The 13328-nt window shown below is 37.2% G+C and carries 11 protein-coding genes and 1 riboswitch; of the genes, 6 read left to right on the top strand and 5 right to left on the bottom strand.

All coding sequences use genetic code 11. The features are described from left to right. Positions 1-160 precede the first annotated feature (160 nt). A complete protein-coding gene (locus JFV29_RS22770; RefSeq protein ID WP_201186541.1) occupies positions 161-2119 on the bottom strand; it encodes an oxidoreductase in 1959 nt (652 codons plus the stop codon). A 359-nt stretch (positions 2120-2478) separates the two neighbouring features. Between JFV29_RS22770 and JFV29_RS22765 the strand changes: the two genes are divergently transcribed. The 3 genes from JFV29_RS22765 to JFV29_RS22755 all read left to right on the top strand — a co-directional run bounded on the left by JFV29_RS22765 (position 2479) and on the right by JFV29_RS22755 (position 6094). Continuing rightward, complete coding sequence (locus JFV29_RS22765) at positions 2479-4254, top strand: sigma-54 interaction domain-containing protein (RefSeq protein ID WP_201186539.1); 1776 nt, start codon at positions 2479-2481, stop codon at positions 4252-4254. A 97-nt stretch (positions 4255-4351) separates the two neighbouring features. Then, entirely contained in the window at positions 4352-4492 is a 141-nt protein-coding gene (locus tag JFV29_RS22760) for a hypothetical protein (RefSeq protein ID WP_201186537.1), read from the top strand. After that, positions 4493-6094 (top strand): sodium:solute symporter family protein, encoded by a 1602-nt coding sequence (locus JFV29_RS22755; protein WP_190270934.1) that lies wholly within the window; start codon positions 4493-4495, stop codon positions 6092-6094. It abuts the gene before it with no gap. A 359-nt stretch (positions 6095-6453) separates the two neighbouring features. Here the strand turns inward: JFV29_RS22755 and JFV29_RS22750 are convergent, their stop codons facing one another. Next, a complete protein-coding gene (locus JFV29_RS22750) occupies positions 6454-7371 on the bottom strand; it encodes an aldo/keto reductase (protein ID WP_201186535.1) in 918 nt (305 codons plus the stop codon). A gap of 205 nt (positions 7372-7576) precedes the next feature. Between JFV29_RS22750 and JFV29_RS22745 the strand changes: the two genes are divergently transcribed. Beyond that, complete coding sequence (locus tag JFV29_RS22745) at positions 7577-7822, top strand: hypothetical protein (RefSeq protein WP_446728261.1); 246 nt, start codon at positions 7577-7579, stop codon at positions 7820-7822. Positions 7823-8332: 510 nt separating this feature from the next. Here JFV29_RS22745 and JFV29_RS22740 read toward each other — a convergent pair. Further along, positions 8333-8542 (bottom strand): hypothetical protein, encoded by a 210-nt coding sequence (locus JFV29_RS22740; RefSeq protein ID WP_201186533.1) that lies wholly within the window; start codon positions 8540-8542, stop codon positions 8333-8335. A gap of 226 nt (positions 8543-8768) precedes the next feature. Here JFV29_RS22740 and JFV29_RS22735 point away from each other — a divergent pair, with 226 nt between their 5' ends. Together JFV29_RS22735 and JFV29_RS22730 are read left to right on the top strand one after the other, a co-directional pair. After that, positions 8769-9125, top strand: coding sequence for a hypothetical protein (locus tag JFV29_RS22735; protein ID WP_201186531.1), 357 nt, complete (start codon positions 8769-8771; stop codon positions 9123-9125). Between the two features lie 235 nt (positions 9126-9360). Continuing rightward, positions 9361-9699 carry a hypothetical protein gene (locus tag JFV29_RS22730; RefSeq protein ID WP_056530254.1) on the top strand — a complete coding sequence of 113 codons (339 nt, stop codon included), beginning with the start codon at positions 9361-9363 and terminating at the stop codon, positions 9697-9699. A 395-nt stretch (positions 9700-10094) separates the two neighbouring features. On the opposite strand, the gene JFV29_RS22725 is transcribed toward JFV29_RS22730, so the two are convergent. Then, positions 10095-10976, bottom strand: a complete 882-nt coding sequence (locus JFV29_RS22725; protein WP_201186529.1) for a 5'-methylthioadenosine/S-adenosylhomocysteine nucleosidase — start codon at positions 10974-10976, stop codon at positions 10095-10097. Between the two features lie 338 nt (positions 10977-11314). Beyond that, positions 11315-11418, bottom strand: a riboswitch (purine riboswitch). Positions 11419-12362: 944 nt separating this feature from the next. Then, positions 12363-13253, bottom strand: a complete 891-nt coding sequence (locus JFV29_RS22720; protein WP_201186527.1) for a LysR family transcriptional regulator — start codon at positions 13251-13253, stop codon at positions 12363-12365. Positions 13254-13328 lie beyond the last annotated feature (75 nt).

Genomic DNA, 13328 nt, shown 5'->3' with positions numbered 1-13328 from the left:
GATGATACTTTCAAGCTAAACTTTGATGTAAGACCAGACGATCAAAGGGTTTTATTTGATATGACCAAAGATATTTGTCAATATCGACTTCATTATCACTATGAGCGGAAGGCTAAGTAAAAGAAAAAGAGACATCCCCCAAAGGAATGTCTCTTTCCCTCTATAAACTTATAGCACTCATCATCCCTTCATGCGTCGCTTCCTCTATAGTACGTGGGCCAAGACAGTCTCCAATCTGTTTCACAATGGGTGCATGGCCTTTCATTTCTTCGAATAGCTCTGTATTGGGAATGCGGCCAAGGGAGAGGACGATGGAGTCCCAGTTTGTTAGTTCTTCTTTTTGTTGGGTGAATAGATTCCGGATAATGACGTGATTCTCTTTGATTGCCCCGATATCGTAATGGGGAAGGAGTGTGACGTTTAGGTTGTATAGTTTTTTTAGGTATTCATTCCTGAGATATTGGTGAACGGTTTCGCCAATGTGCAGTCTGGATGATATGAGTGTGACTTTGTGGCCTTTTTCGGCCAGGTAAATGGCTGCTTCCATGCCAGGCCAGTCACCGCCAAAGTCGAATACCAAGACGTTGTCCCCAACTTTTTTGGTTGAGCTGAATAGGTCATCCATCATGATGATCCGTTGGTCATCGATTCCTTCGATGGCTGGTGTATAGGGCCGTGAGCCTGTTGCACAGATAATGGCGTCTGGTTTCCATTCTGATACTTCTTGGACGGTGGCCGTTTTGCCTAATTGCACATTGACCTTGCTTCTCATTAGTTTCCGGGAGTAGTTATCGAGCATCGATTCTGCCAGTTCATGTCGCATGGGCGCTTTGCGCATGGTACGGAGCAGGCCGCCTATTGATTTGCTTTGATCGATCAGTGTAACGGAATGACCGAGAGAGTCCGCTGTTATGGCCGCCTGTAATCCGCCAGGTCCGGCGCCAATCACTAGGACATTCTGTTTGTTTCTCGTTTTCTTTAATTCTGGTAAAATCCATGCTTCTTTACCTGTTGTTGGGTTTTGGACACAGCCAATTGGCAGTCCTTTATGATAGTGACCTATACAGGCTTGTAAACAGCCTATGCATGCATCAATTGCTTGTAAGTCGCCATTTTTGGCTTTGTTAGGCATGTCAGGATCGACAATTAAGGCCCTGGTCATTCCTACGACATCGGCTTTTCCGGTTGATAAGATTTGTTCAGCTTCAACTGGGTCGACGATTCTATTACCGACAAAGACCGGGACGGCTCCTGCCATTCTGATTTTAAATCCATGTGGAGATAAGTAGGCGTGCTTCATCGGTGATGGCGGCACGATATGTGTTGATCCCTCAAAGGTACTTGAATCTCCAGCTGTGACATTAATGAAATCCAATCGGACTTTTTCCGCGAGATATTCGACTATTTGCACGGAATCCTTCATCGTTGTCCCGTCCATCGTCAATTCATCTGAACTCATGCGAATGCCAACTGTAAAGTCTTCCCCAACTCTTTCCCATACTCTTTCCAAAATCTCTACAATGAATCGCATCCGATTTTCAAATGAACCACCATAGTCATCTGTACGCTGATTTGTATGTAGTGACCAAAACTGAGCAGGAAGGTATCCATGTGAACAGCAAATTTCGACCCCATCAAGTCCGCCTTCCTTTGCCAGCTGTGCTGAATGGGCGAACCCTTCAATCACTCCTTCAATATCTTCTAAGCTCATGGGCTTTGGCATGACGCCGAAACGCAAGCTAGGTACAGCAGATGGCGCCCAAGCGGCATTTCGATAGTCGCTCGATACGACTTCCCTTCCGCCATGAAATAGTTGAGAGAAAACCCTCGTTCCATATTTATGGAGTGTTTCGGAAATCTCTTTGTAGGCATTGACAATCTTTTGGTCATATCCTGCAATCGTTTTAGACGTAAGCATGCCGGATGGATGTACGGATGCTGCTTCAAGGATGATTAATCCGACACCCCCTTTAGCGCGAGCTTCATGATAGGCAAGCATATCCGAAGTGGGGATTCCGTCAGTAACATGATTGGTTTGATGAGCTGTACTTAAAATTCGGTTTTTCAATTCAGTATGACCAATCGTTAAATGAGTAAACAGATTCTTGAATTGAGTCATAATCATGACCCTCCCTAGTTTTAGATAGTATGAGAGTATAGATGGCATCAATCCAATCGCCTTCTAAATATCTCTATATAGGTTCAATATGCAATAATCATGCCGTGCCACGAAAGTGTATGATTGGGATCAATCTGAATAAATAAACCGTTTTTTTCACTTATGTAAAGAGGGAATTGATTGCGAATCGAGTATTCTATATAAACTGAACCTTTTTTGAAAAGTGATGATTCATTTTAGGTTCAGGTTCGAATCGGTTGATATATGGACATTCGTTGCTAATGAAAGTGTCACTTATTTCTTTGCGTACTAAAAGGTGTAACAAAATCGGTTCGAAATAAAAACTTTGGGGTGATTGGATGGATACCGAATTAAAAAAGGAATCACTAATTGTATTTTCCGATATTTCTATTTTGGATATAAAGTCATTACTGAAAATACATTCATCTCCTTTTATTGTCATGAAAAACCACTTGGAAATCCTGGGCATTTTAGATGAAGGTCTCTTTTTGAAGAAATTAGATAGCGTGGGTCAAAATCAGAAAATCATTGAATATCTTAATCAATCGTTTGTTGTTGTAGATGATTTAGATAAGCTAAATGAAGAGGATATGAGTCACTATGATTTTGCGATTCAACATAGTGATAACCAATATAGATGCTATCCGATCTATGAAGTCAGGGAAATGATACTCAAAAAGAAGCTTAAAAGCTTAATAAGTCTAAATGAATCCCTGCATGAAGAGTTAGAGGTGACAAGAAAGAAAGTAAAAGAGCTTACCCAAATCTTACATTCCAGCTATGATGAAATTTTCGTAACGGATGCAAATGGGGACACGTTATTCGTGAGTGAAGCGTGTAAGAAACTTACAGGGCTGCCGCCGGAGGCCTTTATTAATAAGAACATTAAAGAGTTAGTTGAAAAGGGACTGATCGTCAATTCCGTTACCTTAAAAACAATGGAAACAAAAGCGGTCAATTCAGCTGAACAAACCTATCCGCATGGATTGACTGTATTCAGCACAGCCAAGCCAATTTTTGATGAAGAGGGGAACTTGTATAGAATTGTTTCGAATTCCAGGGATATCACGGAATTGGTTGAGATGAAGAGTAAATTGAACAGAGTGAATCTTAGGAACCAGCGTGCCCAGCATGAACATTCACAGAGTAAAAAAACCGTGTCCTTCAATAACTTCATTACCAATTCCGATAAGATGATAAAGGTTTTGGAGTTAGCTGAAAAAGTGGCCCCGATGGATTCTTCGATATTCATCCATGGAGAAACCGGAGTCGGGAAAGGGGTTTTAGCAAGGATCATTCATGATCTTAGCAATAGAAAGGATAAGAAATTCATTCAAGTTAACTGCGGCGCGATTCCATCGGCTCTAATTGAGTCCGAACTATTTGGTTACGAAAGCGGTGCCTTCACAGGAGCCAATAAGCACGGGAAACAAGGGCTTGTTGAGAGTGCTGATGGAGGCACACTATTCCTTGATGAAATCGGGGAAATGCCGCTCGAAATTCAAGTGAAAATACTGCATCTAGTCCAAGATAGAACATTCATGAAAGTAGGGGGAACGAAGGAGAAAAAGGTGAATATTCGCATTATATCCGCCACTAATAAAGACTTGAAGCAAATGATCAAGAATAATCAGTTTCGCGAAGATCTATATTATCGATTGCATGTCGTTCCAATGGAAATACCACAGCTGCGTGAGCGAAAGGAAGATATCATATTATTAACCGATTATTTTCTGAAGAAATTCAATGAAAAGTACGGTCAATCGATAACTATAGATGATCATTCCAAGTTCATTCTGCAGCTGCAGGATTACCCGGGTAATGTTCGGGAATTGGAAAATGTAATTGAACAAATTGTCGTGACGGCTAGAAAACCTATCGTAACGATAGAGGATTTGCCTTCCGATTTGACCTACAAAGATACGGCGCTAGTCAATTTAACAGGAATCATTCCCTTGAAAAAAGCAGTAGAGGAAACGGAAAAGCAATTATTGTCTCAAGCCCTTTCTACATATAAATCAACCAGAAAAATGGCCAAAGCTCTGGAGGTTAGCCAAACGACCATCATGCGCAAACTTGGCAAATATCAATTTGTATATGATGAGAGTAATTAACTATAACCTTTATTGATATCTGAAAATTCGAAAAGTTGGTATGGATATTGCATACTTCACTATTGATTATTTTCAATATTGTTAAGGGGGTCAACAAATGGGAGAGTTAATTTTTAGCTTGAGCTATGGGGGTTCGTTAATTGTCATGGGGTGGATCACGAACGTTTTTCTGATTAAAATGAAGAGAAATCAAGAGGCAATAAAAGAAAAAAGTCCGATTGAAAAGGTGGGGATGTAAATGGCTTTCCTCATAGGAATCATCGTATCCTTTTGTGTTTATGTATCAATCGGTATTTTTTTATTCAGAAAAGTGAAAAGCTCTGAAGAATATTATGTGTCGGGACGAAGTGGAAACACATTGATGATTACTGGTACTCTTGTTGCTTCTTTCTTAAGCACTGTATCATTTATGGGGGAAGCGGGATTTTCCTATGAAGGGTATCCTATCCTGCTACTTATCCTTGTTATCTTTAATGCAAGTGGCTATATATTCGGGGTTTTCCTTTTTGGAAGATATTTAAGAAGAAGCAAATCATTAACGGTTCCTGAGTATTTTGGTAATCGCTTTCATTCCAAGAAAGTACGACTGGCAGCTGCTATTACTACAATTCTTGGCATATCTGCATACTTGGTTGCTGTTACTCAAGGAGCTGCGGTTTTGTTGGCAGAGGTTTCTGGTGTTTCATATCCGATAGCCTTGATAATCATGTGGCTAGTCTATTCATCATTTACGATCCTATCTGGGGCGAAAGGCGTTATGGTAAATGATACAGTCATGTTCTTTTTATTCTCAATCGCTACTTATCTTAGTTTTCCTTATATTATTAAATCTGCAGGTGGATTTCCTAATGCCATTACAAAGGCAGCGAATCTAGCTGAAAGGCCTGATTTATTAAGTTGGCATGGTATTACAGGACCAGGTGCCTCTATGGGAACTCCTTGGGAAGCATTGGCCTGGGCAGTTATTATGGGCTTAGTTTGGGGAATAGTCATTGCCGTAAGTCCATGGCAAAGTAGCCGATATTTAATGGCTAAAAATGAACACGTAGCGATTCGTGCTGGTGTTTGGGCAACAATATCGATTTTGACAGTCTATCTATTTCTCCATATTAGCATTTCAACTATTACCACCATCAAAGCAGATATCGCACCAACTGAAAAGGTATTTATATGGGCAGCTATGAATATTGTCCCTACGTGGCTCGGGGTTATTATTGTTAGTGGAATCATGGCTGCGGCATTATCTTCCTGTTCGAGTTTCCTTCAGATAATAGGGAGCAGTATAACACGAGATATCATGGAACAATCAAGAAATAAGGAATACACAGATAAATACCTTTTACGTGCCAGTCGAATTTCCATGGTTATTATTAGCTTAGTTATTTTATTAATTGGTTTGTTGCAACCACCTGCTGTAATGTGGATTGGCTACTTTGCTGCTACATTATTTGCAGCTTCGTGGGGTCCAATAGCTTTTGCAAGCGTATTTTCAAAAAAATTAACAAAAGAAGGTGCCTTCTGGAGTATAATTTTTGGTTTCTTTGGTGTTATTCTTGGTGAAAGCCTAGGAATGTTCGGAGTTAACCTTCCTGTATACTTTAACCCTGTGATTATTGGCTTAATCCTAAGCATAAGCGCATTAATTATTGGCTCTAAATATGGAGTGATTACCAGAGAAGAAAGAGAATTTCAGGAAAATATATTACAAACTCCCATTGAAATAGATGAGAAAAAAGAAATGAATATTACTCGTAGATACCCAGCCTATTTAATGATTAGTGGAGCTATGATAATCGTAACGACTCTACTATTTTATTATTGGCCTATAAATATAAATTGAATGATAGACATATTAATTAGCGTATTATAAATACACTAATACAGGAATTATATAATATTTTTCACTCATTTAAGGGCAGGGAAATCCCTGCCCTTTTATTGTTTGATAGTAAAACAACTTTCCTAAAAACATGCTACTCAACTTCACCCCTGTTTACCCCAAAAACAACCCGGAAACTATCCTATAAAAAGGAAATGAGGGGAAAACCATGTGAATGTGGTCTTTTTGGCTGAGTCTAGTCAAAATAAAGCACCCTTTGGTCAATGAAGACTTGAGGGTGCTTTGTTATGTTGCCGTGAAGGGGCTTCTTTATTATAGATCTGATCTTCATTACACAGAATAAAGTTTGATCTGTGTGTTTATGGCAGCACATTGCCTGCCTCACGATAGATACCATACCATTCTTCACGCGTAAGATGAATATCGCTTGCCTTACAACAATCCTTTAGCCGGCCTTCATTCATCGTACCGATGACTGGTTGCATGTGTGCGGGATGGCGTAAAAGCCATGCGATGACGATAGTCGTGTTGCTAACCTCATACTTGTCCGCAATTTCATTAATCTTTTGATTCAATTCAGGGAACTTGTCGTTTCCAAGGAATACTCCCTCAAAGAATCCGTATTGGAAAGGTGACCAGGGCTGAATGGTGATATCGTTCAGTCTGCAAAAATCCAGCACACTGCCGTCTCGGTTCACAGCGTGGTCATTGTCCATATTTACATTAAATCCATTGGAGATCATGTTGGCGTTGGTGATGCTTAATTGCAGTTGGTTTGCCACAATCGTCTGCTTCACCGACTTCTTCAGCAACTGGATCTGCATCGGATTCTGGTTGGAAACGCCGAAATGGCGCACTTTTCTTGAACTTTCAAGAATATCGAAGGCCTCCGCTACCTCTTCCGGCTCTACTAACGTATCCGGACGATGTAGAAGCAGAATATCAAGATAATCCGTTTTCAGCCGCTTCAAGCTTGCGTCCACCGATTCGAGGATATGTTCTTTGGAAAAGTCAAACATCCCCTTACGTATGCCGCACTTGGATTGCAGGATAATCTTTTCACGAATGCCCGCGTTCATTCCGATGGCGTCTGCGAATATTTCCTCACATTCGCCACTTCCATAAATATCAGCATGGTCGAAGAAGTTCGCACCCTCTTCCATCGCCGTTTGGACAAAGTGCTCAGCCTCCGCTTTGTCCAACGAATTGATTCGCATGCAGCCGACTGAAACGACCGGCACCTCTAATGTACTGTTTCCAAGTTTCATTGTCCTCATGATTTATGTCCTCCTTATTTGTAATTGAGTACATGGTGTGTGAGTCCGTCACCTGCAGAGAAGAAATGGTTCAACCTTTCATTTCAGCGGGTTGCCCAGGTCTGTCTTAACGTCACAAGTAAATCTGCGTATCTCTTTTTGATTGTGACACACAGTCATAGTAGTTTTCAAGATTTACTAAATTTGTTATTAACCTTGTCCTCCGTTGTACGTAGCAAGCAGTTGCTTTTTAATCTCACGAAGTTTAATAGAAGTTGACGGAAAAATTTATAAATTTGAAGTTAGTGGACAAACACAAAACTTTGGGCAAAAAAAGAAAGGCCAGCTAGTAAAAACAGTTGAAACGGGTCTAATGGGTATTATCAATGGTGTAACAGATGGATCGGTTCATAATCTTAATCCATCAGACTATGAAAATATTCCTGAAAGTTCATCTACACCGGGAATCTAATCACGTTGAAACCTAATTTTAAAGGGGGCTGTCTCAAAAAATAAATGAACTTTTGAGACAGCCCTTTTTATCGTACTTACAGCTTAATGAAGATTCTTAGCTTCTTGCATCTAGAGGTGCACAATACGTAATGTTTCAGGAAATCGCTATGCAAACTCTAAAGAGAATCGGTTAGGTTATCCGAGAACTAATGTTCATGAATCTCACACAACACTGTTGAGGGGTTCTTTTTTTTGTTCATAAGATATTACCAAAAACATCGGTTTTAAGGAAAAAAATAAGGGGCCTTTTTGGTTTCATTTAAAAGCATATACTGCAACTAATAAATTAAAGGGGAGGAAAGTAAAATGGATTTTGGATGGGATAACAAAGAGGTATATATAGGGACGAAAAGAAAACGTGGATTAGGAAAGAAAGGATTTTGTTTTGGTATTAAAGGCTCTCTTGGGGAATTTTTTATCCTAATCCACCATAAAGTTAAATTTAGCCATGACTTTTCAAGAAACATCACTATTCGGTATATTTCCTTTCAATTTTCCTAAGTTCATCTGAAAGTCCAAATAAGGTGTGTAATACGGCTGTTTGAATATATAGATTCATATAATTATCATTGCTCTTCTTCTGAAAGGATAAATCATGTTTTTCATCAATTATTCGAGTTATACAATCATTAATTTCTCTCCACATTTCTTTCGTTGCTACTTTAGTTTTAATCTCCATAATCTCCCACTCCTTTTTTATTAGTCTATCCACTCTATTAAATTCTTATTCTTTTTTTTTTTGTCACACCTTTAAATTTTTTAGAATCGATTTTTTCAACTCCAAATAGTTTCAACTGGTCAGTTCATCAACTGCTACTTTCCTATTGTTGGTGTTAAAATATCATCTCAAAACATACACTCTTCATAGTAATGTATTAGATTTTAGACAGTGAGGAGATGGAGAAATGAACTTCGAGATGCAAATAGCGAATATGTTGGCTAAAAATATAAATGGTTTCATTAAATTTGTTCATAAACATCATGAAACTAAAAACAATATCTTTTGTTTACATACAGATAAAGTGTATCAATTAAAACTTCTTGTTGAGGAGTATAAGTTTCAAGTATTAGCAGATGAGCTTCTTAGAATCAATCGGTTTACCTGGGATGAAAACTACACTCATTTATTAGTTGATAGATTTAGAAAAGGGATGAGCATTATAGAAGAGTACGTAGAAAATAACTACAATGATTTATTCATTTTTACCGCTAGACTCTACACATTAAATAGCCTCAGCTTAACATTTAGCAAGGAGGAATAAGGTGTCCCCCTATATAAAAAATCCCCCCAAATGTAACCAGTGAAATGGCAGGTACTATTTTAAATAAAAAGGGTTTCAACATTTGCCATTTTCTTAAAGACTGGGGTGCACTGTTATCTGTTTTTAATAAAAATTTATTTGTTAAGTAATTAACCAGAAAAGAAACCGAAATGAAGAATTGGTAAAATGAGTTTTTATGGAGAAGTTTTTTTACAGTGAAAGAGGGGGAGTAAAGTTGGAGGAACATGTGAAAAAGTCTTTAGGTGAATGGAAAGAAGAAATTAGTGAATTATTAAATGCGATAGAAAAAGAATATGAAGAAGTTAAACTTGAACTTAAGGTTTATTCCTACAAATTCAATATCACCAAACAAGTTGTACAATCCACTATTAATGATGAAATTATTCGAAACATTCGCGAGCTCTATCATAAACCTTTTGAACAAAAAGTGAACGAATTGAAAGGATCAATAAAAGAACTGGAAGAAAAGAGAAAAGTTTTCCAAATGTTTGTTGAGAAAATTGAAAAGGTCAGTGAAAAAGAGGAAGGAAAACCTCATATATCCGTAATATAAGAAATAGTGGGAATTGTTAGCATAGTAGAGCCACAATCCGTTTTTGCAGACAAGCAAATCGATATTTGTGGTGTTTTTTTGCTTCGCTTTATCGGATTGTCCTGTAAATTTGCAAACCTTAGACTTCATGAACTTTTAAAGATCAAGAGTCTTTTAATCGATTGCATGAATTATTGTCTTTAAATATGGAGTGATTACCAGCGAAGAAAGAGATTTTCAGGAAAATATATGAAAACCCCCCATTGAAATAGATGAGAAAAAAGAAATGAATAGTACCCGCTATTTAATGATAAGTGAAGTTATGATAATCGTAACGACTCTACTATTGGCCTAAATAAAGAAGAGCACATATTGTCATGTACAATATGTGCTCTTCTTTTATTCAATTAAAGCTATTATTTGCTTGGCATTGTAGATATATATTTTTTAACTACTTCATAAACATATTCTTGATTTGCTGCTGCTGTATTTGGGTTGTATTTACCACCATTCACTTTATTATTAGATAGTACTCTAATACCCAAGAATGGTACATCATAAGCTTTGGAAATTTGTGCTGCGGAGGCACCTTCCATTTCTTCTACAGATGTACCGTATTTAGTATGGAACCATTTAATTCTATCAACTTCATTATTCCAAACGTCTGCAGAACCTATAGTACCCTCGACAACCTTACCCTTAGTGTATTTATCTTTAACTGCATTAGCAGCTGCTAGTAAATCCTTATCTCCCTCAAAGAAACGGGGTTTTTCAGCATTAGGATCTTCTCCTGCACTTCCTTCAGAAGCCATTAGGTCCATAGGTTTCCATATAGTTGGATCAATTCCTTGGTTTTCAGCCTTATCTGCTGTTTTTAATGAACCAATGTTTACCGTTCTTTTTCCTAAAACAATATCAAAAACGTTTAAACTTGGATCATGTCCCCCTGATGTTCCTTGATTGATTATTGCTAAAGGGTTAAATTTTTCAATAGCAACTGCTGTAGCGGCTGCTGTGTTTTCCATTCCCTTGCCTGTTTTTGCAACTATTACAGGATAATTGTCTAACTTTCCAATGTAAAATACAAAATCTCCTGATTTTTCTTCTTTAACATTTTCTAATCTTTTTGCGAAATTTTCAGCTTCGATTGGCATTGGACCTTGAATTATAATAGGCCTTTGAGTCTTTTTTTGTTCAGATGCAGTTTTTGAAGTAGAATTACAACCTGCAACTACTGATAATAACAGTAAAGTAATAATTCCTAATAAAGAGTATTTTTTTAACATATTGTTTTTCATAAATAATCTCCTTAGTGATAGTTTTTCTCTAACATAAAAAATTGAAAAGTGCCAATTAGCTAAAGCTATGTCTTCCTACATATCAATACTATTATTATTTAACTCGAATATTAAAAATTGATTTATAATGCTACATATTCCTTTGCTTCTTTCCTTTATAAAAACTGTTGCTTTATGTTTTCCTCCTTGTTGTTTGTTATCCTCGTAGTTTTGGTCAACAGAAAAAAGTCTAGAAACTGTAGAATGATTTCTACCTTCTAGACCTACGAAAGTCAAAGTATAGATAATTAAGCAAAAATGAAGCTAATGCTAAATCATAAGCTGCTAAAAAAGCCGAACAGCCGAATACTTTAACTCGTAGTCTAGTTCTTTCAATGGGAACCAGGTAGAGACACTCAGACCATATTACTGAGGATATACGAGTAATGATATTTAAGATTATTACTTTGTTAATATAGCAAACTTATTATAGATAATCAACAAAAAGGTGAATGTTAAATTCTGAAAATGATTTAATGTTCGTGTTTTTGGGAGGGGAGGATAAAGGGAAAATGAGGTTTTTGCTTTGGTTTTCGTGAACATTTCTGTTGAAACACTATGGATTTGAGTCAATTTTATAGGAAATAAATATAAAACAGTAAAAAAATAGAATTAAAGAAAAAGTGAAAAATGTTAGAATCCCACTTAAAAAATGAGCGTATAGTGCAAAAATCATTGAAAGATTTGATAGTGCAATGATTAAGAAAATGTTCACCCTATGCTTATTTTTATAAAACAAACTAAAAATAATTGATAAAAAAAACAAGATACTGGCCAAATAAAATACAAAATCCGCCGGGGAACTTTTCTGGTACCGTACAACATACCAATAAAGAAGTACAACAAAAAATATTTTTACAAACTTGAACACAAAATCTCTCCTTCTATGTATTTCATAAGTATGAATTATTATCTTTTTCGTAAAAAGTGGACTTTTGAATTCTTTTCAAAATCACTATTAATTCCATATAACCCATAATTAAGAAATAAGATTAATGGTAAATATAACATATATTCCTGATAGAAGGTAATCCAGATGTCCTTTCCTTAACACATGCATCAGCCATTTCAGGTTTTACCATTTTGCTCTTCCTATATAACCGTTCAGAAATGAGGCTTCGAGGCACTATGAGGTATACTCTCGACCTGTGTACTAAGCCATACTGCTTTCATCTGAAATAGAAAAAGCTGTTCTTCCTGTATTTTCTATGGAAGTAACAGCGTTTTTTATTATGAGGATTCAAATGCTCCTTAAATGGCGAAGAGACCCAAATATAAAGTAGAGCATTTTGTTTTTTTTTATTATGGAATTTAATTACAGAGATCTTTATAAGGTTTGAATTTAAGCTAAATCTCTAAGCTAATCCCCTCATTTAACATCTTCAATAATTCTTTCAATGCGAAGGAATGGTAGGCGTCTTTTTTTGTAATGATCCCAAGTTTCCAGTGGAGGGATGTATTTTTTAACGGTATGATTTTAACATTTTTATTAGTTTGCTTATGATAAATCGATTTTGGCAAGAGAGTGATGCCTAGTTTGGATGAGACGAGCTCGATGATTAAATCCCATTGCGAGCTTTGATATGAGATGTTCGGGGTGAATCCGTCTTTTTCACATGCTTGGATAATGTAATCGTGTAAAGTAAAATCTTCCGAAAATAAGATGAACTTTTCGTCTTTCAATTCATTCAAGGAGACGGCAGAATTCTTGGCAAGTTTGTGATCCTCATGAAGGAATAGAACGAATTCGTCTTCAATAAAGGGATAGATATTAAATTGGGCTTCACTTGCTGGCAATACGACGATGCCGAGATCTACTTGGCCATCTTCGACAAGTTTGCCGATCAGCTTGGCGCCAAGTTCAACCAACTCGAGGGAAACTTTCGGATAACGTTCTTGAAAGCTGCGGGCAATTTCAGGGAAAAACAATGTGCCGATCAGCGGTGGAATGCCAATTTTCACAACGCCTGATGTAATATCCCTGAGCTCATCTAAGAGTACGTTCAATTCGGATAATGCTGCGAAAGCTTTTTGGCCCTGCTGGTACACGATTTGTCCCGCATCCGTCATGCGCAAATGTCTCGTTGAACGGTCGAATAGTTCCACACGAAGTTCTTCTTCGAGTTTTTTGACAGCTTTACTTAAAGAAGGTTGTGTTAAATAAGAATTTGCGGCGGCATTCGTAAAACTTTTATGAAGGGCTACTTCCATAAATGATTTTAAATCTCGTAATTCCATATATGACTCCTATTTATTCGATATATGCATAAAATATATTCTCTTTATTCATTTTACTTATAAATTAGGTGGATG

Origin of the sequence: Peribacillus sp. TH16, from assembly GCF_016651095.1 — a bacterium.
In the GTDB taxonomy this organism is placed as follows: Bacteria; Bacillota; Bacilli; order Bacillales; family DSM-1321; genus Peribacillus; species Peribacillus butanolivorans.
Note: the sequence above shows the minus strand (reverse complement) of the source record. Positions and strands in the feature narration are given on the sequence as shown.